Raw genomic sequence first — 24,299 nt, forward strand, 5'->3', positions numbered from 1 at the left:
TAATCAAACTGTTTTAGTTTTTTAAAATTTAATTTTTATTAATTCTAAATAAAAACAAATATACTTATTTAAAACAAATAATCAAGTTCCATGATCAATTTCATCGGTATTTTATCCAACGGTTTATTAATATTATTTCCCGCTTATTTTTTACTTTAACTTTTTTGTAATTTAGATGAATGCATTTCCGGGCTCATGCTCTTACATTAGAGAACAAACAAAATGATTGATATAAAAAAATACTCAGATCAAAAGGGACACCCTGAACCAAGGCGCGTCATTAGGTATACGCTGTTCTGGTGCAAGAGCGGGCATGCTGAAATTCTGATTGACGAGCATTTCTTTATTCTGGAAGCCAATCAAACCGTAACCATTACTTCAGGACAATTTCATCAGTTAAAATCTGTTGAAGGCGAATTAACGGCTCTTGAATTCACGCTTGATTTTTTCAGTAAAAGCGACAGCGATATAGAGCTCATTTTCCATAACGGGTTGTTCTGCCATTTCGGTATGAATGAAAAGATCACGATACACCGTCCGGACTTCTTTACAGAAACACTTAAACAGATTGAAGATGAAATTAATGAAAAGCCTTATCAATATCTCATTTCTACCCATTCATTGGTTGAATTATTGTTAATAGAAATCAATCGCAGTAAAATTGCAAATGGTGATGAGATCTGGAAACCTGATGCTTTATTTTTAAAGTTTCTGGAACATGTCCGCCATAATTTTTCGCAGAATTATCCGGTATCCTATTTTGCCGATACTCTGGGGACTACAGAAGCAAAGCTCAATGAGGTCTCTAAATTGCACACCAATAAAACAGCACTGAACGTCATCTACAGTCTCATTATTTCTGAATCTAAAAGATTATTGCTCTACGAAAAGCTTACAGTTAAGGAGATCGCTTATCAGTTGGGATTCAATGATCCTTTTTACTTTTCAAACTTCTTTAAAAAGCATACTTCCTTATCTCCCAAGGATTATCAAAAGGCAGTGAAAAACTAAATCTTATATGTTTTTCCCAGGATTGTCTATTCTTTAGCTACCCGTCATTCGCGAAATTTGTACTTATAATTCAACCAATAAAATAATGAGTATGAAAGCGAGACAGGACATAGCTGTTTTTCTGTTAAGAATAGCCCTTGCTACCGGATTTTTATCCGCTACTGCCAGCAGATTGGGACTTTGGGGAAACCGGTCTTCGGGATGGATAAATTTTGTAAACTATACCGCAGAAACCAATTCATTCTTACCCCGGTCATTAGCACCATTCATTGCAACGGCATCAACTATTATAGAGTTGTCGCTCGGTATTTTATTATTGGTGGGATACCAAATCCATAAAGCAGCTTTATTTGCATCATTCCTCACCTTATTATTTGCTTTAGCAATGTCTTTTTCTTTTGGACTTAAAGAGCCTTTGGATTATTCAGTATTTGCATTCAGTGCCGGAGCATTTTTACTCAGTACTTTTCCACATTATAAGTGGACCATTGAAGATCTTTTGAATCAATAACAATTAAAAATAAATTACAATGAACACTAACATTCACTATTACATCGTAAAAACAGAACAAAAAGAATGGCAACCTTTAATTGAAAAAGGCATTCACTATGAAGGCATCTTCGTTAAATCTCTGAAATTTGATCCTGAAAAGAACAGATCAACCACAATTCTTTTAAAATTTGAACCGGGAGCAAGCTACCCTTATCACAATCATCCGGCAGGAGAAGAATTGTTTATTATGGAAGGAGATGCCATTATTGCCGGAGCGCGTCTGGAAAAAGGAGATTATTTGTATACGCCTCCTAACTTTAAACACTCTGTAAAATCAGAAAACGGATGTCTGATCTTCTTTATGATCCCTGAAGAGGTTGAAATTCTTTAAAAGACAACTCCTTTATTTATAAAAAACCGCAGTAAAAAAATCTTTTACTGCGGTTGTATTATTAAAGGTAAGTATATACTTACAACTTATTATTTCACTTCTTCGAAGTCTGCATCCTGTACATCATCACCTCCTGCATTTCCGCCAGGATTCTGAGCTCCGGCATCAGCACCCTGAGCTTGTTGTCCTGCTGCATACATTTCTTCTGAAGCAGCCATCCAAGCTGCATCCAAAGCTTCAGTTTTAGCTTTTACATCATCAGAATTTTTAGCTTCAAATGCTGTTTTCAGTTCTGCTGCTGCAGCTTCTATGGCTGCTTTTTTATCTGCAGATAATTTATCACCAAACTCTTTCAATTGCTTTTCAGTCTGGAAGATCAATCCGTCTGCTTTATTGAAGATCTCAACTTCTTCTTTTCTTTTCGCATCCGCTGCAGAATTTTCCTGAGCTTCTTTTTTCATTCTTTCGATTTCTTCGTCAGAAAGACCTGAAGAAGCCTGGATTTTGATAGACTGCTCTTTACCTGTACCTTTATCTTTAGCAGATACACTTAAGATACCGTTGGCATCAATATCGAAAGTAACTTCGATTTGAGGAACTCCTCTTGGTGCAGGTGGAATATCTGTAAGATCAAATCTACCGATTTCTTTATTGTCATTGAACATTGGTCTTTCACCTTGTCCTACTCTGATGCTTACAGCTGGCTGGTTATCAGAAGCTGTAGAGAATACTTCAGATTTTTTCGTTGGGATCGTAGTGTTCGCTTCAATTAATTTAGTGAATACAGAACCCATTGTTTCGATACCTAAAGAAAGTGGAGTAACGTCAAGAAGTAATACATCTTTTACATCACCTGTTAATACACCACCTTGGATAGCTGCACCAATAGCTACAACCTCATCCGGGTTAACTCCTTTAGATGGTTTCTTACCAAAGAATTTTTCCACTTCTTCCTGAATGATCGGGATTCTTGTAGAACCACCTACCAGGATTACTTCGTCGATATCAGAAGTTGATAAACCTGCATCTTTTAATGCCTTAGCAACCGGCTCCATAGATCTTCTTACAAGATCAGCAGATAACTGCTCGAATTTAGCTTTAGTTAAAGTCTTCACTAAGTGTTTAGGACCTGTAGCTGTAGCTGTAATATATGGTAAGTTGATTTCAGTCTGTGGAGAAGAAGATAATTCGATTTTTGCTTTTTCTGCAGCTTCTTTCAATCTTTGAAGAGCAATAGCATCTGCTTTCAAGTCTACCCCTTCTTCAGCTTTGAATTCATCAGCCATCCAGTTGATGATCACATCATCGAAATCATCACCTCCTAAGTGTGTATCACCGTTTGTAGACAATACTTCGAATACACCATCTCCTAAATCAAGGATAGAAATATCGAAAGTACCACCTCCAAGGTCATATACCGCGATCTTCTGATCTTTGTGATTTTTATCAAGACCGTACGCTAAAGCTGCAGCAGTAGGCTCATTGATAATTCTTTCTACTTTCAGACCTGCGATTTCACCCGCTTCCTTAGTAGCTTGTCTTTGTGCATCATTGAAGTATGCAGGAACAGTAATTACCGCTCTTGTTACTTCTTGTCCAAGATAATCTTCAGCCGTTTTCTTCATTTTCTGAAGAATCATTGCAGAAATTTCCTGTGGTGTATATTCTCTGTCGTCGATTTTTACTTTTACAGTATCGTTTGGTCCGGATACAACTTCGTAAGGTACTCTTGAGATTTCTTTAGCATCTTCTTTAAAATGAGTCCCGATAAATCTTTTAATAGAGTATACAGTTTTCTTTGGATTCGTTACAGCCTGTCTTTTTGCAGGATCACCTACTTTTCTTTCACCATCTTCTGTAAACGCTACGATAGAAGGAGTTGTTCTTTTTCCTTCCGCATTAGGGATAACAACAGGGTCTTTACCCTCCATTACAGCAACACATGAGTTGGTTGTTCCTAAGTCAATTCCAATTATTTTACTCATAATATTTTTTATTTTTCTAATTTTTAATTTGATTTACACTGTACATTTCTCAATATTCATACCATTCAAACATATATGACAAATTGACACATATCATCGGAAAACATGGATGCAGTCGATCATCACACAAGTCAGCACTCAAAAATATCCCTTTATATATCAACAATTTATGAATAATCTGCTATAAGACTTTTTTGCCATATCGAAAAATCAGCATGCCCATTTTGGCATATTAATTGCTTATATATGTCCAATATTCTTTTACACAAACACACACGATGAAAAACAAAATTAATTATTTCCTGTTATGGTATGGGTCTACCCTAAATTATAATACCTCATACATCCCACTCCGACTGATTATCTAAAAATAATTCTGAACACGGACATTTCACATCTATTTTAAAATACCGTAGCACATTCTGATCCCCCAGTTGTGTTCTGTTGCTATATCTATTCTTAAATTCTTTTAACAGTAACAGTATAAAGTTAAGAGCTTCTGCTCTTGGCAGGTATTGACTATTTAAAAAACTATCAGTACGATATTGTACAATAACATATAAATACACACAAATGAAAACAAAAATGCTATTTTTATCTTCAATCTTATTATTTGAAATGGCAAATGCTCAAATAGGGATTGGAACACCTAATCCAAGAGGGGCTCTTGATATCAATAAACCTACAACCAATGATCATGGGTTGGTATTGCCTACAAATTCGAGCACTTCTAATATATCTAATCCTATGGGCGGAGAGGTAGCAATCGGAACGATTATGTATGATTCAACAGAGGATTGTGTAAAAGTTTATAAATCTAAGGGGTGGTCTCAATGTCTGGGTGAAGGCATTAATCAAGGCTTTGTTTTGGACTGTAGTAGTGGAACACTTACAGGAACTTATACGCAGTCTACACCTAGTAGTGGAACTAAAACCATTAATTATACTGGAGCAAGCGGACAAAGTTATAACGCAATATCTGTAGCTTCAACAGGAGTTACAGGCCTTACGGCTTCGGCGCCTGCAGGAACCTTAACCAATGGTAACGGAACCATCACTTTAACTATTTCCGGAACACCTTCGGGAAATGGCAATGCTAACTTCACCATAAATATAGCAGGGCAAACATGTACTTTTATCATAAACATCGGACAACCTCAAGCCAGAACAATAAGAGTATTATCCATTATTCCTGATGCCTGGAATTCCAATCTGTCCGACGGCAGATATTCAAACGTTGCAAGATCTAAATTAAGAAACACTTCTAACTTTGGACCTTCAGGAAAAGTAAAAATAACAGGATTTACCTTCGATACGTTTAATATATACTCCGGTAGCCCTCAAGAGCTAGAGTATGCCATCAACAACGCAGATATTATTTGGATAGGCTATGTCAACAATAGCTACTTTACTCCTGAAAAAAGACGGGTACTGGATAAAAAAATCAGAGAAAAAAAGAAATTCTTTTTTATTGGTAACGATAACTATAATGGAGGATATTTCCCGGCAAAAACCAGTTTTGCAGGACACAGATTTGATTATTTCAGATTCGGAACCTTATCTACTGACATCATATCAACAACAAATGGCCCTGACAAAGGGGTTTTCGGAAACCTGCCAGACGGATCTCCTATAAGTATGTATCGGGCTATTGGTAAAATAACAAATTATCCTTCTGACTCCACTCCATTCATAATGAATACAGATGGGACCATTAATGCCGTAAGCAGTGATAATTTGGTAGTTGTTTCCGATACCAATTGGTATACAAGTAATGAAAGCGCAGACGGTTTTTACAGAGGTTCAAGGAGTTGCTCAGACAACAACAACTCTGTATTATTCTGCAACATTTTTGAAAAAGCAGTACAATATGTACTAACCCATTAATTGAAAAGATAATAAGGATCTTTGTATCAAATTTTACTATAAAAAGGTTGTCGAAAGGCAGCCTTTTTTGTTATCAGCTCTTTGGATCAGCATTCAAGTTCTTCATTCATGAAGCATTTATATTCTTAATCAAAGTTTAATCTTGTTTATCCACTTTCAATATGTATTAATCCTTATTTTTGATAAATTTTACACACAAATATGTCAATACACTTTAATCCGAGGGATATTACCTGGCTGGCTTTTAATGAAAGGGTTTTACAGGAGGCAATGGACGAAAATGTCCCATTGCATTTAAGAATACGTTTTCTGGGAATTTTTTCCAATAATCTTGACGAATTTTTCAGAGTACGTGTTGCCGGATTAAAGCGAGCCATGGATTTTAAGGAGAAAGTAATTGCGGAATCCTTCTACCAGCCACCTTCGAAAATTTTACAAAGGATCAATGAAATTGTGATCAGACAACAGCAGAATTTTGATAAAACCTGGAAAAAAATCCAGAATGAAATGGCTGATCAGAATATTTTCATCAAGAATGCTAAAAACTTAACCGTACTCCAGAAAGAATTTGTCAGAAAATATTTTGATGAAGTGGTAGAATCCAATGTCATTCCTATTCTTCTTCATGAAAATACATCAATGCCATACTTAAGAGATAAAAGTCTTTATCTGGGAGTTGCCATGAGAAAAAAAGACTGGCAATACCAGAGTAATTATGCCATCATCGAAATACCGTCACGCTTTGTAGGAAGGTTTGTTTTACTCCCTACTGAAGATCCGAAGGAGAAAAATGTAATGTTACTGGAGGATGTGATCACTTTCAACCTGCCTCATATATTTTCTTATTTTGGATATGACGAATTTGCTGCAAATGCATTTAAAGTAACTAAGGATGCCGAAATGGATCTGGATAATGACATCAAGACCAATTTTGCAGAAAAAATAGAAAAAGGACTTAAGAACAGAAGAAAAGGAAAGCCTACAAGATTCGTTTTCGATAAAGATATGGATAAAGCTTTACTGGAATTATTAATCCGTAAGCTCAATCTCACTAAAAAAGACAGCATTATTCCCGGTGGAAAAATTCATAACTTTAAGCATTTCATGGATTTTCCGGATGTTTTTGAAGCTTATGCCAGACCTGTGGAAAGAACTTCTTTTAGCCATCAGGCTTTTGAACATGGCGAAAGGGTAACGGATGTGATCATGAAAAATGACGTGTTGCTCACTTTTCCATACCATAAATATAATCCGGTTATTGATCTTCTTCGTGAGGCGGCAATGGATCCTGATGTAAAATCAATACAGATTACAGCTTACAGACTGGCAAGCAGTTCGAAAATTATCAATGCATTGATCTATGCTGCACGAAATGGAAAAGAGGTTACGGTAATGCTCGAACTTCAGGCCCGGTTCGACGAGGAATCCAATCTTGAATGGAAAGAAATGCTGGAACCGGAAGGTATTACCGTTTTAGTTGGAATTCCGGATAAAAAAGTTCATGCTAAACTCTGTGTTATCAAGAAAAGAGCGCACAACAAGACCATTCAGTACGGATTTATCAGTACAGGGAACTTCAATGAAAAAACGGCCAGAATTTATGGAGATCATTTATTAATGACCGCAGACAGAGGAATTATGGCAGATATCAATAAAGTTTTCAACGTCCTTAAAAAACCTAAGGAAGATTACCTTGCTGTTCTTAAAACATGTAAAAGTTTAATGGTCTGCCCACAATTCATGCGTGAAAAGATCGTCCATCATATCGATAAAGAGATCGAAGAAGCAAAAGCAGGGAGAAGGGCAGAAATTATTGTTAAAGCTAATTCGGTAAGTGACCGTGCTTTAATTACAAAACTATATGATGCGGCTTTAGCAGGAGTGGTTATAAAAACAATTGTGAGAGGAATTTATTGCGCTGTCAATCAAAAAGAATTTAAAGAAAAGATAAAAGGAATAAGTATTGTAGATGAATATCTGGAACATGCCAGGGTCATGTATTTTTACAACAAAGGGGCTGAAGACATGTATATTTCATCAGCAGACTGGATGACCAGAAACCTTGATTACAGAATTGAAGCGGCAGTAAAAATAACAGATAAAGAACTGAAAAAAGAGCTGAAGGATATCCTCGATATACAATTGAGAGATAATGTAAAGGCCAGGATTCTGGATAAAAAACTGAGTAACGAATATGTAAGAAATGACAAGCAGGAATGTCGTTCTCAAATTGAAACTTATAAATATTTAAAAGCTAAAACGAGTACAAAATGAAGATCGCAGCAATAGATATAGGAAGTAATGCAGCAAGACTTTTAATCAATGAGGTAAAAGATAACGGCAAACACCCGGAATTTATAAAGCTTAATCTTTTGCGGATTCCTTTAAGACTGGGTATGGATGTCTTTACCCGTGGGGAAATAGGACCTGAAAGGGAAAAAATGGTGATCGATTCAATGAAAATTTTCAGTGACCTAATGAAAATTTATAAAGTGGAACACTACAGGGCATGTGCGACAAGTGCCATGCGCGATGCTGTAAATGGAAAAGATATCATTGAACAGGTGAGAAAAACTTCAGGCATCAACATTGAAATTATATCAGGAGATGAAGAAGCTACCCTGGTGTATGAAAATCATGTGGCCGAAGGTCTGGATAAAGACTTCGCCTATTTATATATCGATGTTGGCGGTGGTTCTACTGAACTTACATTCTATGAAAATGACAAAATGGTGTATGAAAAATCTTTCAATATTGGAACCATCCGGTTACTCAACAATCTTGTTACTCCGGACAACTGGTATGAGATGAAGCAGGAGGTCAAGAAAAATATTATGAGCAAGAAACCGATTGTTGCTATCGGATCTGGAGGAAACATCAATAAAGTGTTTTCAATGAGTAAAACCAAAGACGGAAAACCAATGTCTTTAGCTCATCTTAAAAAGGTATATAAAGAATTTGATGAACTCAGCGTCGATGAAAGAATGACAAAACATAATCTGAGAGAAGACAGAGCTGATGTGCTGGCCCACGCATTAAAGATTTTCAATAGTGTAATGGCATGGGCAGATATCAACAGGATCTTTGTTCCGAAGATTTCCGTAGCAGACGGGCTCATCCATAATATCTACAGTAAGCTACAAGAAAAGAAATAAATGGATAGCACATTATAAAAATAAAAAGTCATTTGCCACTACGCATCTGACTTTTTTATTTTTAAAACCAATTTTTATTAAATCTGCCTTCTTGGGCCGTCTTTTGGGGTAATTTAAAACAATTGGTCAAGGACACTGCACCCTTTTACAAGAATTTTCGCGATGTTCTTTTATTAAAATTTACTTAAAATATGGTTATGTTTGAAAATTTCATTATTCGGAAAACATGGGTAACCTCTGGGAAGAGAGCCCATTTATCTTTTATTTTAAAGTTAATCAAACGCAAATGTTTAATTTTTTTTATAAAAGTTAATTTTTTTTAAAGTAAATTTAAGTGCGAAATCGTTATAAAAGTATAATCTTAGTAACATGAGTTCAAACCCAATTAAAATAATAATAACAGGTGCCACAGGAATGGTAGGAGAAGGCGTGCTGATGGAGTGTCTTGAAAACCCCGGTATTTCAGAAATTTTAAGTATCAGCAGGAAACCGTCAGGAAAAAAGCATGCTAAATTAAAAGAGTATATCGTTCCAGATTTTCTAAGCATCACTGAAAATGATGAAAACCTAAAAGGTTATGATGCCTGCTTTTTCTGTGCAGGGATCAGCAGCGTGGGAATGAATGAAGAAGATTATACAAAAATAACATATGATACAACTCTCCATTTTGCAAATGCTGTTTTGAAGCAAAACCCCGGAATGGTTTTTAATTATGTTTCCGGAGCCCATACAGACAGCACAGAAAGTGGAAAGACAATGTGGGCAAGAGTAAAAGGAAGAACCGAAAATTCTTTAAAGAAGTTAGGATTCAGATCTGCCTATAACTTTCGTCCGGGATTTATGAAACCCGTAGAAGGTCAGGTTCATGTCAAATGGTTTTTCAAACCTATTATATGGCTTTTTCCTGTTTTGCTCCCGTCTCAATCATTAACATTGCATGAAGTAGGAAGAGCTATGGTCAATGTAGTAAAAAAGGGGTACCCAACATCAGTTTTAGAAATTCGAGACATTAAAAAACTTGCGATATGAGAGAAATGTTAAAAAGAATTATCCTAGTTATTTTTATCCTACTGGTTTTGACAGCAATTTCAGGTTTTCTGTATACCCAGAAACATCCACTTGAAAAAGCGTCCAATGAAAAACAATGGATACAAAAAGCCATTAATCAAAAGCAGGTTGGAAACTAATAAGCATAGACCCCTACATTATTATTAATCATTTGTTAAGATTGCATTAAAATATTTACAAGGTATAAAGTTCATTTTTGCATTAATCAAAATTTAAAGTAAAAATGACGAAAAACTATCTTTTTAGAGGCTTCCTGCCTATTGCTGTCCTGTTTCAAGGCGGTCTTTTCGGACAATCGTTGATCCATTACTGGAATTTCAATAACAATGCTTCTCAAACCTCTATTACCACTCCGACATCCTCGCTGGTAAACGGCTCTTCACTTGCTGTTATTGCAGGGGGAACAAGTGTTATTGATTTTGCAGGAGGATCAGGTCAAAATTTCGACACCAATAATTTAAATGCCAGGAATAATGATCTTGCCGGAACCCATTTAAGGTTTAACAACCCTATTGGTGGTGGACTTCAATTTTCCCTGCCTACTACCGGATATAATAATGTAGTGGTAAAATTTACAACCAGAAGATCTGGTTCAGGGGCAGGAACACAAATCTGGTCATATTCCCTTGACGGAAATACTTTTACTACCTACCAGAGCGTTACTCCGGTGGATGACGTCCCTCAGTTAGTTACTTTTGATTTTTCAAATATTGCAGGAGTTTCCAACAACCCCAATTTTAAATTAAAAGTTGAATTTGCTACAGGATCGGGAGGAAATGCAGGAAATAATCGTTTTGATAATTTTACGGTAGATGCTGTAGCAACCGGTTCCACAGATACTACTCCACCTACAGTAACGTATCTTCCGGCTAATAATACCAATAATGCATCCACAACAATAAATCCGAGTATTTCGTTTAATGAAAATGTCAGACAGATTGATAACGCTGCAATCACTGATACCAATGCACAAAATCTTGTTGAATTCAGGGTGGCAAATGCTTCGGGCGCACAGATATCGTTCACAACCACTTTTAGTAACAATGCAATCACGATTATTCCTGGCACTCCTCTCCTTCCTAATCAAACATATTATTTAGCACTAAAACCCAATACCGTTGAAGATTTTAGTGATAATGCTGTTACTTCAGCTACTTCTACTACTTTCACTACGGCAGGTACCACTATTTCACTCGATAAAAATTTCATCAAAGTAAACGAAAATGCAGGTAACCTAAGTTTCAAGATCAATATTAATAATCCTTCCGCCTCTACAGTAAATCTTGTTGTAAAGCCGGCTCCTTTCAGTACAGCCAACAGCAGTGATTTTACATTAAATAATCAAACAATCACTATTACGCCAACCACTACCAGCTATATTGTAAATATTCCGATTATTGATGATATACTCGAAGAACAGCAGGCAGAATATTTTGTAGTAAGCCTTGAAAACCCGGTAGGTGCTACTATTACAGGAGATAATTCAGTCACAATTTATATCGTAGATAATGATAAGGCCGCACCTGTTCCTTCAAATCAAATTCATTTGAACTATATCGGAAGCTTCGATCCTTCCGGAAACAACAACAGTTCGACAGAAATTGTTGTTCATGATCCTGCCACGCAAAGATTGTTTACGATCAGTTCACTTACCGATGTTTTTGATATTATTGATTTCAGTACTCCAACGGCTCCTGTGGTTATCAAAACGGTAAATATGGCTTCTTATGGGGGAATCACTAGTATCGCGGTTAAAAACGGAATCATCGCAGTTTCTTCTCCAAATGTAAACCCACAACAAAACGGATCTGTCATCTTTTTTGACATTAACGGAAATTTCCTGAAACAAATTACTGTAGGTGCATTACCTGATATGATTACTTTTACTCCGGATGGAACAAAGGTTATTACAGCCAATGAAGGAGAACCTAATGACGCCTACACAGTTGATCCTGAAGGCTCAATCAGTATCATTGACATTTCCGGAGGAATAAACAATCTTACCCAAAGTCAGGTTACAACACTCAATTTCACCAATTTCAACACCCAAGAATCTTCTCTATTTGCAACCGGATTAAGAAAAGTAAAGGCAACGAGTACGCTGGCCCAGGATCTGGAACCGGAATATATAACGGTAAGCTCAGACAGCCAAAAGGCATGGGTTACTCTTCAGGAAAACAATGGGATTGCTGAAGTAAATCTGGTAACGAAATCCATAACGAGTATTTGGGGATTAGGCAAAAAAGATATGAGTTTACCCGGAAATGGTTTTGATGCTTCGGATAATAACGGAGAGGTACTGATTGCCAATTGGCCGGTAAAAACATTTTATACTCCCGATGCTGTACAAAACTATAAAGCAGGTAATACCAATTATATCGTAACAGCTAATGAAGGTGATGAAAAAGACCTTTCCGGGTTCAGCGAAAGAACAACTGTAGGAGCCAATGGCTATCCTTTAGATGCTACAAATTTCCCTAATTCATCTATATTAAAATCTTCTCACAATCTGGGAAGATTCAGGGTAACCAATGTAAATGGCAATACAGACGGAGATGCCGAATACGAAGAAATTAATGCAATGGGAGCACGTTCTTTTTCCATTTTCAATGCCGATACAAAACAGATTGTATATGATAGTGGAGATCAGTTTGAACGTTATATTGCATACAGCCATCCATTAATCTTTAACGCAGATAACGAAAGTAATGCAGTTAAAAGCAGGAGCCGTGCCAAAGGTCCGGAACCAGAAGGTGTTGCTTTAGGAACCATAAACGGCCAGACTTTTGCCTTCATCACGTTGGAAAGAACCGGTGGTGTAATGGTTTATAATATTACAGATCCAAATAATGTAACTTTTACGGATTACAAAAATTCGAGATCAACTTCAGCATATGGTGGTGATAACGGCCCCGAAGGAATTATTTACATAGCTCCACAAAATACAACAACAGGCAAAGGCTATGTAGTTATTGCAAATGAAATCAGCGGAACTTTATCGATGTATGAAGTAGTAACACCTCCCACATTGGGAACGGGTGAGGTAAAAGCTGAGCAGGCCACATTTAATGTATTCCCTAATCCTTTGATAAAAGGAAATACTCTATATTTCAACCGGGCACAAGATTATGAATTGTACGATATGTCAGGAAAACTTTTGAAAAAAGAGAAAAATTCTTTACTTATTGAAACTTCATCACTTGCTACAGGTGTGTACCTCATTAAAACTTCAGAGGGTATACTGAAACGGTTTATCGTAAAATAGAATATACATTAGATTGATAAAAAAGCTCAGGAAAATCCTGAGCTTTTTATATTAATGCATATCATCATAGATCCGAACAAGATCTACGACATTTTTAATTTTTAGCTTATCAAAAATTTTCTTTTTATAGGTACTGATCGTAGACATTTTAAGGTCGAGAATGTTGGCAATTTCTATATTCCCATTTCCTTCAGCCAAAAGTTTAAATATCTGGAATTCCCTTTTAGAAAGCTTTTCTACAGTACGCCCATCTTTAGAGTGGGACAACAATTTATTGACCATCTTTGACGGGTAATAATACCCCTCTTCAAAGATCGCTGTAATGCCTCTCAATATTTCAGATTCTGAAGCACCCTTATTAAGAAACCCTTCCGCCCCTTCTTCAATATATTGAATGCCTACACTTTCATCATAAGTAGAAAAGATCATGATTTTAAGATCTTCCTGTTTTCCTTTTAATTCCTTTACCATTGTTTTCGAAGTGCTGTCAGGCATATCAATATCCAGAATCACCAGATCATATTGTTCTTTAGAAACTTTGTCCTTGGTCTCAATATAATTTTCAGCAAAATCTATTGTACAGGGATATTGAAGTTTCGATTCCAACAGCAGCGCAGTACCCGTTCTCACAATATAATGGTCATCCGCAATGAGTATTTTTTTCATAGTTCTTAGTTTTTGATCATAACTTCCAAAGAAAACCATGGATATGATTTTTTTGGAGTGCATTTCCTCGTCCGATTTTTAGCAAGATGCAATACAACATGTAGGCCGATACGATCTTTTTGAAAATAAATTTCTCCGTAATAAAGATCTTTCACCGCATTTATACAGCGATTTATTATTTCTTTAGAAAATCCATACCCAAAATTGGCAATTTTGACGATTCCCCATGTGTTTTTAGACTTTTTCATAGTAAACCTTATTGTGATCATTTTTTATTTGTATTGTCAATTAGTGTAGAATCATATATTTGGAAATAATATGGGTTTTATAAGGTATACAAAACCTGATTTATCTTCTGAAGTGCTTTGCCATCTTTTTTGTAAAACGATACTACTCGCTCCGAAACAAATTGAAGAGTTTTGTATATAAAACAGGGAAAGAAAAAACATAACAGAAGCAGCCCAAACCTCATATAGTGTTGTAAATAAATTTTTTACAAAAGTAACATTAATAAAACTCACAAAAACATAGAATTATTTCTATATGAATTTAATATTAATTCTAGTTTAATACACCTTATTTAATAAGTGTAACCAATAAAAAAAGACGGGCTATAAAAACCTGTCTTTAAACATATTACATTATTTTAAGTGAATAATTTATTAAAAATAATAATTCACTGGAAATTTTTAAATATATACAAATATGAATTCCTTTTTACGGCTTAGGAAAATCATCTTTTGAGCCATCATTTTCAAGAGTCATGTCATCAAAATTCTTTTTCTCTTTCTTCTCAATGATCTTAACAATTTCTTTTTGAACCTCCTCCGGCTTTCCTTTTAAATAGCCCGGTAAATTAAGTCCTGCCATATTGAACAAATCATTTAACGGCGGAACTGTTTTCATCATCCCTGAAACAAAATTAGCCGTAGAATTGTTTCCATCTTTCCCATTTCCACTATCCCATACAGTAACCTTATCAATCTTGATATTTTTAACTGCTTCCACCTGGGTTTTTACCAGCTCAGGAAGTTTTTCCAATAGCAATAGCTGGAATGCGCTGTTAGCATCCCCCCCAGCAGCTTTAACCACCTGATCATATCCTTCAGCCTGCTTGGTAAGGATCTCATAAAGACCCTTCGCTTCAGCTTCCATTTTAGCAAATATGGCGTCCGCTTCTCCTTTTGCCTGTAGTCTTATTTTTTCAGCTTCAGCCTGCGCATCGATAATCATTTTCTGTTTTGAAATCTCTGCGGGAACTACAATATTAGCCTGTTGTGTAGACCGTTCTCTTTCCGCTCTCGCAGCCTCTGCTTTCTGTTCAGCCACATAAGCCTCTTCCAGTGATTTCGCTGCTTGTACCTTTTCAGCAGCAGTAGCAATTCTTAATGCCTCCGCTTCTCTTTCCCTTCTTTCAGCATCGGAATTTGCGATGGTAATCTTTGCTTCATTTTCTCCTTTTACAGCAATAGAGTTAGCCAAAGATGTTGCAATACGTGCTTCTTTTGCAGCTTCTGCCTTACCGATAGCCTCATCTTTTCCTGCGGCCGCAATACTGATCTCCCTGTCTTTTTGAGTAATCGCTATCTTAACATCCCTGTCTCTCTGTGTCTCTGCAATCTGAGTATCTTTCTCACGATCAGCAAGAGCTTTTCCTGTTTCACCGATCTTAGTCTGTTCCGCCACACTGATAATTGCTTCATTGATCGCTTTTGCAGCAGCTTCTTTTCCCAGAGCTTCAATATATCCGGATTCATCCCTGATATCCGTAACGTTTACATTGATTAGCTTCAGGCCTATTTTCTTTAATTCCGTATCAACATTTTTAGAAATATTATCCAGAAATTTATCCCTGTCCGAGTTAATTTCCTCAATTGTCATTGTAGCAATAACCAAACGCAATTGCCCGAATAAAATATCTTTTGAAAGCTCCTGAATCTGCTCGGGAGATAATCCGAGTAAACGCTCTGCTGCATTTCCCATAGAATCAGGATCTGTAGAAATGGCAATCGTAAAACGACAAGGAACATCCACACGGATATTCTGGCGCGAAAGCGCATTGGTAAGATTGGCTTCAATGGAAATTGGTTTCAGATCCAGATAAGCAAAATCCTGGATAACCGGCCATACAAAAGCTCCCCCTCCATGGATACACTTTGCAGAGCTTCCGCCTGTTTTACCGTAGATCACTAAAATTTTATCTGAAGGACATCTTTTGTATCGCGAAATAAGGGCTAAAAATGTGACAAATAGTACGACGACTATTACAACTGTTAAAATAAGGGTTCCGGGAATTTCCATATATCGTTTTATAATTTTAATTAAACTTTCGAAACAACAAGGATCTTGTCATAAATGTATATCACTCTTACAGAATGACTCGACGGAATGCTTTCTTCAGCTTCCGTCATCGCCTGAAGCTCGTGGTTTGTTCCTTTTAAGGAGATCTGTATCTTTCCCATTCCACTCATCTTTGGAGGAATCGTGATATACACCTCACCCGTTCTTCCGATAAGATCTTCCATTTTAAAGGTATTGTCTTCTGTTAATTTTAAAATCTGTAGAATAAGAATAAAGAAAAGGAAAAGAAAACCTGTTCCGATAAGAATAGCTACAAGAAACAACAGTGCTTTGCTTCCTATGGAATCATAAAAGGCCACTCCACCCCATCCGAATCCTAAAAGGAAATTAACCAGATTCCTGAAGGAAAACAGTTGGAAAGGACTGTCACCATGCGGTGCATCACCACTGAAATCTGTATGAACAGCCCCGGTGTGATCACCCCCGATAAAAGTAAGGATTGTCTGAATTAAAAATATTAAACTGGCACCCAAAGCGATATACCAAAAGCCTTGATTCAGAGGTTCTAAATTTTCTATAAATCCAAACATATTGATGTGTTTTAACAAATATAACAAAAACCATCATATGATTCGGAAAAGGACCATAATAAAAAAGACAGGCTATAAAAACCTGTCTTCGTTATCTTTACATCTTAATTGATGTTACTCTACGCTTATTACCTTTTCGATCTCCGGAGCGTGCTGCTTTATTGTATTTTCTACACCCAGTTTAAGTGTTGAAAAGTTCAAAGAACATCCGGAACAGTTTCCTAAAAGTTTTACATAAACCGAGTTATCTTTCACATCAATAAGCTCAATATCACCTCCGTCTTTATTCAAAAATGGACGGATACTTTCTAAAGCCTCCATTACTCTTGTTACAGTATCTTCGTGTGCTACGTTTGTTTCCATATTTTTCAGTTCAATTCGGTTTTTTTTCAAAATTTAATTTGAATATTATTTTTTTGCCTTTGGAGAGCATCCTGCCATAGTTGTGATCTTTACAGCTTCAGTAGGTGGAAGATTTTTATTCCTTTCTACAAGACTTTCTACCATATTACGTGCTGTCTCCGTATAAATATCTGCGATTTTGGAATTTTCCTGCAATGCTGCCGGCCTTCCGACATCTCCTGCCTCTCTTATACTCTGGATCAGAGGAATTTCTCCCAGTACCGGAATTCCAAGATCATCAGCTAAATATTGTGCTCCCTGGTTTCCAAAAATATAATATTTATTATCAGGTAATTCTTCAGGTGTAAAGTACGCCATATTTTCGATTAATCCAAGAACCGGAATATTAATACTTTCCATCTGGAACATGGCAATACCTTTTCTTACGTCTGCCAATGCAACATGTTGAGGTGTACTTACAATCACAGCTCCTGTAACAGGCACTTCCTGAATAATTGATAAGTGAATATCTCCTGTACCCGGAGGTAAGTCGATCAATAAAAAGTCCAACTCTCCCCAATTCGCATCTCTAATCATTTGGTTCAGAGCTTTAGAAGCCATTGGACCTCTCCAAACTACTGCCTGATTAGCTCCCGAGAAATATCCGATTGAAAGCATTTTCACACCATAATTCTCTACAGGCTTCATTAGATTTTTTCCGTTAACCTCTACAGAAATCGGCTTTTGTCCTTCCGTATCAAACATGGTAGGGACAGATGGTCCGTAAATATCTGCATCCAATAGACCCACTTTAAAGCCCATTTTAGCTAAAGTAACTGCCATATTTGCAGCTACGGTAGATTTTCCAACGCCTCCTTTACCGGAAGCAATTGCGATAATATTCTGAATTCCCGGAATCTGCTTTCCTTTGATCTGGCTTTGCTGAATTTCACTTGGCTCAGGAGAAACTATTTTAAGCTTTAAATGGATATCTTCTCCAAACTCACTGGCAAAAGCCTGCTTCATTGCAGCCTCTAATTTTTTCTTTTCATGCATTGCCGGTGAATGCGCCGTCATATCTATATATACATCATTTCCTACAATCTGAAGATTATTAACTAAATCATCTACTTCTATTTCTTTAAGGAAATCTTGAACCTTTTCTTTCGTCAACATAAAATTGCTATAAATTGTTTACAAATTTACGGATTTTTTCTATAATTTAGAATGAATAAAATCTATAACTCAAGGTGATAAATCGCATCACTAAAATATATCAATCAACTTTTCCGGTTTCGCTTTTCGGGAAATAAACTTTTAAACTCTATAAAAATGAACACCAATCCTACATCTTATCCCTCTAAATTTGCTGCATTCAATGGTATTTTTAACGTGGGAAAAACAAGATTCAAATGGTACAACTTAGCTGAAAATACACATGACATTTCTTCTGAAGATATCAGCCATGCAAAAACATGCATCGAAAATGCAACTGAACATTTTCAGGACATTGAAGATCTTGGTTTTGTGATTCTCCACAGATGTGGCAGCAATTATTTGCTTCTGGTTTGTACCTGGAGAAGTGAAAACGAATTATGGGAAAGTGTATATTATGACGGAACCGGAAAATTCGAAACCTGGGAAAGAAATAACAATCACATTCCCACCTACTGTGTCTGGGAGATGGGAATTGTGTATCATGAATCCAGAGCCTGGAAAAAGTTTCTGGGAACTGACAAACAGGAAAACAACAGACAGCAGTATCTGGATGATTTTTTTGAAGGAGAAGTATAGGCCTGCAATCATTTCATACCCTTAGTTCTTCTATTTTTCAATATATTCACCGTCATAAAATTATGATATGAGAAAAGGTTTCATAGTAGTTTCTTTATTTATTGCTCAGGTTATTTATTCCCAGAATTATTCCCGGTATGTTAATCCTTTCATAGGAACCGGAGGTCATGGCCACACCTTTCCGGGAGCGATTGTTCCTTTCGGAATGGTCCAGCTTTCACCCGATACCAGGATAGATGGCAGCTGGGACGGATGCAGTGGTTATCATTATTCCGATTCTGTCATTTATGGGTTTTCCCATACCCACCTCAATGGTACGGGAGTTTCAGACTATGGTGATATTATGCTAATGCCTACCATGGGAAATCCAAGCCTGGACAACAAAGACTACTCTTCAAAATTTTCCCATAAAAATGAAACTGCTTCTGCCGGATTCTATTCTGTAAAATTGGATAAAAACAATATTGATGTCCGTTTAACAACAACCAAAAGAGTAGGATATCATGAATATACTTTCAACAACAGCGGAAATGCCAATATCATACTTGACCTTAATCACAGGGATAAACTTCTGGAAGGAGAGGTGAAAATTATTGATGATAGAACGATTGAGATCTTCAGAAGAAGTGAGGCCTGGGCTACAAACCAATATATTTATGCCCGGATTGAATTTTCCAAGCCATTAAAAGTGACGAAGAAAGAAGCTAACGGAAAGCAGGAAAATAATATGTATACCGGAACAAAGCTGGCTTTAGCATTTTCGGCTCCTGTTAAAAAAGGAGAGAAAATCAGCGTAAAAGTCGCTTTATCTCCAACAGGCTATGAAGGTGCAGGAAAAAACATGCTGGCAGAAGGTCAGTCGAATGATTTTGAAAACATAAGAAAACAAGCTGACAATGATTGGAACAAGGAACTTTCCAAGATTGAGGTAAAATCAGACGACACTAATAAGCTGAGTATTTTTTACACCGCTTTATATCATGTTTTTACGCAGCCTAATATTTATATGGATGTTGATGGAAAATACAGGGGTAGTGATAATAAGTTCTATACGGCAAACGGATTCGATTACTATTCTGTTTTTTCTCTATGGGATACTTTCAGGGCTGCACATCCGCTCATGACCTTAATTGACAGGAAACGAACTGCGGATTTTATTAATACTTTCATCAGACAGTACGAGCAAGGCGGAAAATTGCCGGTATGGGAGCTTGCCTCTAACGAAACAGAATGTATGATCGGTTATCATGCAGTTTCTGTAATCGCAGACGCCATGACCAAAGGAATCAAGGGTTTCGATTACGAAAAAGCGTATGAAGCTTCTAAAAATTCTGCAATGCTGGATATTTTCGGACTGAATGCTTACAAGCAAAACAATTATATCAGCGTAGATGATGAACATGAGAGCGTTTCCAAAACGCTGGAATATGCATATGACGATTGGTGTATTGCACAAATGGCTAAAATTTTAAACAAAAAAGAAGACTACCGGTATTTCATGAACCGTTCCCAGAACTGGAAAAACCTCTACAATCCTGAAAACGGCTTTATGCAGGCCAGAAAAAACGGGAACTGGTATCAACCTTTTGATCCAAGAGAGGTAAACAACAATTACACGGAAGGAAACTCATGGCATTATTCTTATTTTGTTCCCCAGGATATTCCGGGCTTAATTGATTCCCATGGAGGAAAAGAAAAATTCGAACAGTTCATCGATGCCATTTTCACCGCCCCTAGCACAACAACGGGCAGGGAACAAGCTGATATCACAGGTCTTATAGGACAGTATGCGCAAGGCAATGAACCAAGCCATCATATTGCTTATCTGTATAATTTTGTGGATAAACCACAAAAAGCAGACGAGAAGATCAGATACATACTCGATCATTTTTATCAAAACACTCCGGATGGATTGATCGGAAATGAAGATTGCGGACAGATGAGTGCATGGTATGTTTTAAGTTCCATGGGTATTTATTCTGTAACTCCGGGTAAGCCGGAATGGGAAACCGTTACCCCTTATTTTGATGAAATTAAGCTTCACCTTGAAGACGGCACTACCAGAACGATTACAAAAAACACAGGCAAAGAGGAGCTCAGGAAACTGGGATTTGAAAATGTAAAATCCATAAAAGATTTTAAATACAATGAACAAACCGCATCTCCTGTGATTGTAGCTGACAGGCTTTTTGATTTTTCTACTAAAGTACAGATCACTCCCCTCAACCCAAAAGACAAGGTTTATTACATGACCATAGACGAAAATGATAAAAATGTAAGAAAAACTTTCTCCACGTACAAAGGTCCGTTTACCATTAATAAAACCACCCAGGTTTCTGCATATGCTCAAAGAAACGGAGAAAAAAGCTCAGTTACCACTGCTAATTTTAACAGAAGGCCTAATCATTGGGATATTACTGTAAACTCAAAGGTGAATCCTCAATACACAGCAGGAGGCAAACTCGCTCTTATTGATGGCATCAATGGTACTGAAAACTGGAGAAAGGGAGAATGGCAAGGCTATCAGGGGCAAACTTTTGAAGCTATTCTTGATTTTATATCTCCGCAACAGCTTACCCGACTGTCTTCAACCTATCTTCAGGATAGCAGGGCATGGATTTTAATGCCTAAAAAGGTAGAATACTATGCTTCAATGAACGGAAAAGATTTTATACTATTGAAAACCGTTGATAATACTGTGGATTCTAAAGATGAGAAAGTTCAGATCAAAGATTTTACCGCAGATATTCTGCCTACAGAGGCCCGGTATATTAAAATAAAAGCTTATCATTTTGGTAAACTTCCGGAGTGGCACCAGGGAGCCGGCGGTGATTCTTACATCTTTATAGACGAAATTTCCGCTCAATAACCGTATTATACATTAAAAAACCTCTTTCAAATTGAAAGAGGTTTTTTTATTTAGATCATAGGAGAATCTTCAATTCGTCATATTGTAAACTCTAATACTTATATTCAGAATAAGTTACGCTTCTACAACAGGATTTTCAAGCTGTCCCTCCCATTTGGATACTGCGGACGTAGCTAAAGCATTTCCTAATACATTTGTCATACTTCTTCCCATGTCACAGAAATGGTCAATAGGTAAAATCAAAGCAATTCCCTCCGGTGGAATTCCGAACATGGAACAAGTCGCCACAATAATTACCAGTGAAGCTCTCGGTACACCTGCAATTCCTTTAGAGGTAAGCATTAAAACCAAAAGCATCGTGATCTGCTGTCCCAGGGTCATTTCAATTCCATAAATCTGAGCAATAAATATTGAAGCAAACGTCATATACATCATACTTCCATCCAAATTGAATGAATATCCCAAAGGTAAGATGAAAGACACTACCCTGTTGTTACAACCAAATTTTTCCAGTTCTTCAACCAACTTTGGAAAAACAGCCTCAGAACTTGTTGTAGAAAAAGCAATAAGCAAAGGAGCTTTAATTCTTTTTAATAACTCAAACAAACGATTTCCTAAAATCAGATATCCGACCAATAACAGCACCAGCCAAAGAACACCTAAAGCAAAGAAGAAATCTCTGAGATAAACTGCATATACTTTAAAAATTTCAAAGCCATTCACCGCTACCACAGCAGCAATAGCACCAAGTACACCCAATGGTGCAAACCACATAATATATCCTACCATTTTCAAAATGGCATGGGCCACAATATCAAATAGCTTGATAACAGGTTTTGCATATTCTTCACCCAGATTAGCCAGTGCAACACCAAACATAATCGAAAACACTACGATCTGCAATACCTCATTGGTTGCAAAAGCCTCAAATAAACTTTTCGGGATAACATGCTTTACGAAATCTTCCAGAGTAAATCCTTTACTGCTTTTTAAAAGCTCTTCCGCTGAAGCAGCATCCTGGATCGGAAGTTTGGTAACATGCCCGGGTTCAAGCCAGTTTACCAGCATCAACCCGATAAAAAGAGACATCAGCGATGCAGAGATAAACCATAACATTGCTTTTGTTCCTACTCTGCCTATCATTTTGATATCGCTCATCTTGGCAATTCCCACTACAAGAGTGGTAAATACCAATGGAGCAATGATCATCTGTACCAGCCGGATGAAAATAGTTCCGAGTAATTTAATATTTTTAGAAAAAGGTTCTGCACTTTCCGGATACTGTACGTGAACAATTCCTCCAATTCCTACACCCAAGATAAGTGCAATAATAATCGCTATAAACAGCTTATTTTGTCCTTTCATATAAATAATTCAACTTGCGCAAATATAATAGTTTTTAAATTGTGTGCTATTACTTATTAAATTGGACATAGTTAAAATTAAAATACTGGTTTTAAAAACTTTGTAAAAAAATTAAGAAACATTTAGTCAATTTTTAATCATTTGGTATAAATTTTATTGTTACATTTATAGTATCAATACATTAAATTAAATATACAACTATGAAAAAAACTATTGCAATGGCTGCCTTAGCTCTGGCAGTATCGTTCGGTGCTATTTCTTGTAAAAAGAAAGTTTCTGATGCTGATCTTCAGACTCAAGCTACCACGATTGTAACGTCCAACCCAAGTGCTTCCGTTGAAGTAAAAGATGGTGTAGCCCACCTAAGTGGAACATTTCCTGATCAGGCTTCTAAAGATGCAATGATCAAACAACTAAAAGCAGTAAATGGTGTAAAAGACGTTATGGATATGGCGACTATTGCTCCTGCAACTCCTCCGGTTGAAACGCAATCTGCAGTAGATCCGGCAGTTCAGAAAAAAGTTCAGGATGCTGTAAAAGATTTCCCTTCTGTAAAAGTAGAAGTTGTAAACGGTGAATTAACGCTTACTGGAAACGTTTCTAAAGAGCAGGCTAGAAAAATCAAGCAATCTGTGGATGCTTTGAAAGCAGGAAAAGTAAATTATAACTACACTGTAAAATAATTTAAAATGAGCACATTACAAGATAAATATTCAAGTGTAATTTCAGCAGCTCAGTCTGCAGGAATTTCAAACCTTCAGGTTCAGGAACAGGATGGAATTTTATACATCTCAGGAGCAGCTTCCAATACTGCAGCAAAAGATGCTGTATGGAATGCTTTAGGAACCATCGATTCTACTTACTCTGCTTCCGATATTAATGTAGATGTACAGGTTGCAGGTCTTGCATCAGGAGCAGCGCTTACAGTGGCTACTGAAGATTCAAACCTGAACATCAGACAAGAGCCTTCTACGGAAGCTGCTGTTGTAGGAAAAGCGTCTAAAGGTTCTTCTGTAACCTTAATTGAACAGACTTCAGACGATTGGTGGAAAGTAAAAACTGCCGACGGACAAGAAGGATATGCTTATTCAAGATATTTGAGAGCTTAATTCATGAC

At 36.8% G+C, this 24,299-nt stretch carries 21 protein-coding genes; 13 read left to right on the top strand and 8 right to left on the bottom strand.

Annotated features, from left to right (window positions below; translation table 11 throughout):
• Positions 1-222: 222 nt before the first annotated feature.
• The 3 genes from G9C87_RS07875 to G9C87_RS07885 all read left to right on the top strand — a co-directional run bounded on the left by G9C87_RS07875 (position 223) and on the right by G9C87_RS07885 (position 1,895).
• Positions 223-1,011, top strand: a complete 789-nt coding sequence (locus G9C87_RS07875) for a helix-turn-helix domain-containing protein (RefSeq protein WP_172279879.1) — start codon at positions 223-225, stop codon at positions 1,009-1,011.
• A 91-nt stretch (positions 1,012-1,102) separates the two neighbouring features.
• Positions 1,103-1,522 carry a DoxX family membrane protein gene (locus G9C87_RS07880; protein WP_172279880.1) on the top strand — a complete coding sequence of 140 codons (420 nt, stop codon included), beginning with the start codon at positions 1,103-1,105 and terminating at the stop codon, positions 1,520-1,522.
• A gap of 19 nt (positions 1,523-1,541) precedes the next feature.
• Positions 1,542-1,895, top strand: a complete 354-nt coding sequence (locus G9C87_RS07885; protein ID WP_172279881.1) for a cupin domain-containing protein — start codon at positions 1,542-1,544, stop codon at positions 1,893-1,895.
• An 89-nt stretch (positions 1,896-1,984) separates the two neighbouring features.
• Here G9C87_RS07885 and dnaK read toward each other — a convergent pair whose 3' ends face one another.
• A complete protein-coding gene (gene dnaK, locus G9C87_RS07890; RefSeq protein WP_172279883.1) occupies positions 1,985-3,880 on the bottom strand; it encodes a molecular chaperone DnaK in 1,896 nt (631 codons plus the stop codon).
• 573 nt (positions 3,881-4,453) lie between these two features.
• Between dnaK and G9C87_RS07895 the strand changes: the two genes are divergently transcribed.
• The 6 genes from G9C87_RS07895 (at position 4,454) to G9C87_RS07920 (ending at position 13,255) form a co-directional block, all read left to right on the top strand.
• Entirely contained in the window at positions 4,454-5,767 is a 1,314-nt protein-coding gene (locus tag G9C87_RS07895) for a hypothetical protein (RefSeq protein WP_172279885.1), read from the top strand.
• A gap of 201 nt (positions 5,768-5,968) precedes the next feature.
• A complete protein-coding gene (gene ppk1 / locus G9C87_RS07900) occupies positions 5,969-8,041 on the top strand; it encodes a polyphosphate kinase 1 (protein ID WP_172279887.1) in 2,073 nt (690 codons plus the stop codon).
• Entirely contained in the window at positions 8,038-8,922 is an 885-nt protein-coding gene (locus tag G9C87_RS07905; RefSeq protein WP_172279889.1) for an exopolyphosphatase, read from the top strand. The genes ppk1 and G9C87_RS07905 overlap by 4 nt, the downstream gene beginning before the upstream one ends.
• 369 nt (positions 8,923-9,291) lie before the next feature.
• Positions 9,292-9,951 (top strand): NAD-dependent epimerase/dehydratase family protein, encoded by a 660-nt coding sequence (locus tag G9C87_RS07910; RefSeq protein WP_172279891.1) that lies wholly within the window; start codon positions 9,292-9,294, stop codon positions 9,949-9,951.
• Entirely contained in the window at positions 9,948-10,109 is a 162-nt protein-coding gene (locus G9C87_RS07915; protein WP_172279893.1) for a hypothetical protein, read from the top strand. Before G9C87_RS07910 ends, G9C87_RS07915 begins: the two co-directional genes overlap by 4 nt.
• Before the next feature lie 104 nt (positions 10,110-10,213).
• Positions 10,214-13,255 (top strand): choice-of-anchor I family protein, encoded by a 3,042-nt coding sequence (locus tag G9C87_RS07920; RefSeq protein WP_172279895.1) that lies wholly within the window; start codon positions 10,214-10,216, stop codon positions 13,253-13,255.
• A 51-nt stretch (positions 13,256-13,306) separates the two neighbouring features.
• Here the strand turns inward: G9C87_RS07920 and G9C87_RS07925 are convergent, their stop codons facing one another.
• The 6 genes from G9C87_RS07925 to G9C87_RS07950 all read right to left on the bottom strand — a co-directional run bounded on the left by G9C87_RS07925 (position 13,307) and on the right by G9C87_RS07950 (position 18,330).
• On the bottom strand, positions 13,307-13,921 hold the full coding sequence (locus G9C87_RS07925) for a response regulator transcription factor (protein ID WP_172279897.1): 615 nt from the start codon (positions 13,919-13,921) through the stop codon (positions 13,307-13,309).
• Between the two features lie 5 nt (positions 13,922-13,926).
• Positions 13,927-14,169, bottom strand: coding sequence for a hypothetical protein (locus tag G9C87_RS07930; protein WP_172279899.1), 243 nt, complete (start codon positions 14,167-14,169; stop codon positions 13,927-13,929).
• Positions 14,170-14,638: 469 nt separating this feature from the next.
• Complete coding sequence (locus tag G9C87_RS07935) at positions 14,639-16,222, bottom strand: flotillin family protein (protein WP_172279900.1); 1,584 nt, start codon at positions 16,220-16,222, stop codon at positions 14,639-14,641.
• A gap of 20 nt (positions 16,223-16,242) precedes the next feature.
• Entirely contained in the window at positions 16,243-16,812 is a 570-nt protein-coding gene (locus G9C87_RS07940) for a serine protease (RefSeq protein ID WP_172279903.1), read from the bottom strand.
• A 114-nt stretch (positions 16,813-16,926) separates the two neighbouring features.
• Positions 16,927-17,175, bottom strand: a complete 249-nt coding sequence (locus G9C87_RS07945) for a NifU family protein (RefSeq protein ID WP_172279905.1) — start codon at positions 17,173-17,175, stop codon at positions 16,927-16,929.
• A 45-nt stretch (positions 17,176-17,220) separates the two neighbouring features.
• Positions 17,221-18,330, bottom strand: a complete 1,110-nt coding sequence (locus G9C87_RS07950; RefSeq protein ID WP_172279907.1) for an Mrp/NBP35 family ATP-binding protein — start codon at positions 18,328-18,330, stop codon at positions 17,221-17,223.
• Between the two features lie 156 nt (positions 18,331-18,486).
• On the opposite strand from G9C87_RS07950, the gene G9C87_RS07955 reads away from it, so the two are divergent.
• Positions 18,487-18,948, top strand: a complete 462-nt coding sequence (locus tag G9C87_RS07955; protein WP_172279909.1) for a hypothetical protein — start codon at positions 18,487-18,489, stop codon at positions 18,946-18,948.
• A 67-nt stretch (positions 18,949-19,015) separates the two neighbouring features.
• Positions 19,016-21,817: a GH92 family glycosyl hydrolase gene (locus tag G9C87_RS07960; RefSeq protein ID WP_172279911.1), complete on the top strand. Its 2,802-nt coding sequence runs from the start codon at positions 19,016-19,018 to the stop codon at positions 21,815-21,817.
• A 114-nt stretch (positions 21,818-21,931) separates the two neighbouring features.
• Here G9C87_RS07960 and G9C87_RS07965 read toward each other — a convergent pair whose 3' ends face one another.
• Complete coding sequence (locus tag G9C87_RS07965; RefSeq protein ID WP_172279913.1) at positions 21,932-23,182, bottom strand: dicarboxylate/amino acid:cation symporter; 1,251 nt, start codon at positions 23,180-23,182, stop codon at positions 21,932-21,934.
• 200 nt (positions 23,183-23,382) lie between these two features.
• Between G9C87_RS07965 and G9C87_RS07970 the strand changes: the two genes are divergently transcribed.
• The gene (locus tag G9C87_RS07970; RefSeq protein WP_172279915.1) at positions 23,383-23,865 is read left to right on the top strand and encodes a BON domain-containing protein; all 483 of its coding nucleotides are present in this window, start codon (positions 23,383-23,385) and stop codon (positions 23,863-23,865) included.
• Between the two features lie 6 nt (positions 23,866-23,871).
• Positions 23,872-24,291, top strand: coding sequence for an SH3 domain-containing protein (locus tag G9C87_RS07975; RefSeq protein ID WP_172279917.1), 420 nt, complete (start codon positions 23,872-23,874; stop codon positions 24,289-24,291).
• The last annotated feature ends 8 nt before the right edge of the window (positions 24,292-24,299 follow it).

It is taken from the genome of Chryseobacterium sp. LAM-KRS1 (genome assembly GCF_013184525.1).
Taxonomy (GTDB): Bacteria; Bacteroidota; Bacteroidia; order Flavobacteriales; family Weeksellaceae; genus Chryseobacterium; species Chryseobacterium proteolyticum.

Excerpts from the sequence above, each read along its gene's own strand:
- G9C87_RS07895 (WP_172279885.1), top strand. The coding sequence starts at position 4,454 with ATGAAAACAAAAATGCTATTTTTATCTTCAATCTTATTATTTGAAATG.
- G9C87_RS07970 (WP_172279915.1), top strand. The coding sequence starts at position 23,383 with ATGAAAAAAACTATTGCAATGGCTGCCTTAGCTCTGGCAGTATCGTTC.
- G9C87_RS07950 (WP_172279907.1), bottom strand. The coding sequence starts at position 18,330 with ATGTTGACGAAAGAAAAGGTTCAAGATTTCCTTAAAGAAATAGAAGTA.
- G9C87_RS07960 (WP_172279911.1), top strand. The coding sequence starts at position 19,016 with ATGAGAAAAGGTTTCATAGTAGTTTCTTTATTTATTGCTCAGGTTATT.
- ppk1 (WP_172279887.1), top strand. The coding sequence starts at position 5,969 with ATGTCAATACACTTTAATCCGAGGGATATTACCTGGCTGGCTTTTAAT.
- G9C87_RS07885 (WP_172279881.1), top strand. The coding sequence starts at position 1,542 with ATGAACACTAACATTCACTATTACATCGTAAAAACAGAACAAAAAGAA.
- G9C87_RS07935 (WP_172279900.1), bottom strand. The coding sequence starts at position 16,222 with ATGGAAATTCCCGGAACCCTTATTTTAACAGTTGTAATAGTCGTCGTA.
- G9C87_RS07905 (WP_172279889.1), top strand. The coding sequence starts at position 8,038 with ATGAAGATCGCAGCAATAGATATAGGAAGTAATGCAGCAAGACTTTTA.
- G9C87_RS07930 (WP_172279899.1), bottom strand. The coding sequence starts at position 14,169 with ATGAAAAAGTCTAAAAACACATGGGGAATCGTCAAAATTGCCAATTTT.
- G9C87_RS07920 (WP_172279895.1), top strand. The coding sequence starts at position 10,214 with ATGACGAAAAACTATCTTTTTAGAGGCTTCCTGCCTATTGCTGTCCTG.
- G9C87_RS07975 (WP_172279917.1), top strand. The coding sequence starts at position 23,872 with ATGAGCACATTACAAGATAAATATTCAAGTGTAATTTCAGCAGCTCAG.
- G9C87_RS07925 (WP_172279897.1), bottom strand. The coding sequence starts at position 13,921 with ATGAAAAAAATACTCATTGCGGATGACCATTATATTGTGAGAACGGGT.
- G9C87_RS07940 (WP_172279903.1), bottom strand. The coding sequence starts at position 16,812 with ATGTTTGGATTTATAGAAAATTTAGAACCTCTGAATCAAGGCTTTTGG.
- G9C87_RS07945 (WP_172279905.1), bottom strand. The coding sequence starts at position 17,175 with ATGGAAACAAACGTAGCACACGAAGATACTGTAACAAGAGTAATGGAG.
- G9C87_RS07915 (WP_172279893.1), top strand. The coding sequence starts at position 9,948 with ATGAGAGAAATGTTAAAAAGAATTATCCTAGTTATTTTTATCCTACTG.
- dnaK (WP_172279883.1), bottom strand. The coding sequence starts at position 3,880 with ATGAGTAAAATAATTGGAATTGACTTAGGAACAACCAACTCATGTGTT.
- G9C87_RS07965 (WP_172279913.1), bottom strand. The coding sequence starts at position 23,182 with ATGAAAGGACAAAATAAGCTGTTTATAGCGATTATTATTGCACTTATC.
- G9C87_RS07910 (WP_172279891.1), top strand. The coding sequence starts at position 9,292 with ATGAGTTCAAACCCAATTAAAATAATAATAACAGGTGCCACAGGAATG.
- G9C87_RS07880 (WP_172279880.1), top strand. The coding sequence starts at position 1,103 with ATGAAAGCGAGACAGGACATAGCTGTTTTTCTGTTAAGAATAGCCCTT.
- G9C87_RS07955 (WP_172279909.1), top strand. The coding sequence starts at position 18,487 with ATGAACACCAATCCTACATCTTATCCCTCTAAATTTGCTGCATTCAAT.
- G9C87_RS07875 (WP_172279879.1), top strand. The coding sequence starts at position 223 with ATGATTGATATAAAAAAATACTCAGATCAAAAGGGACACCCTGAACCA.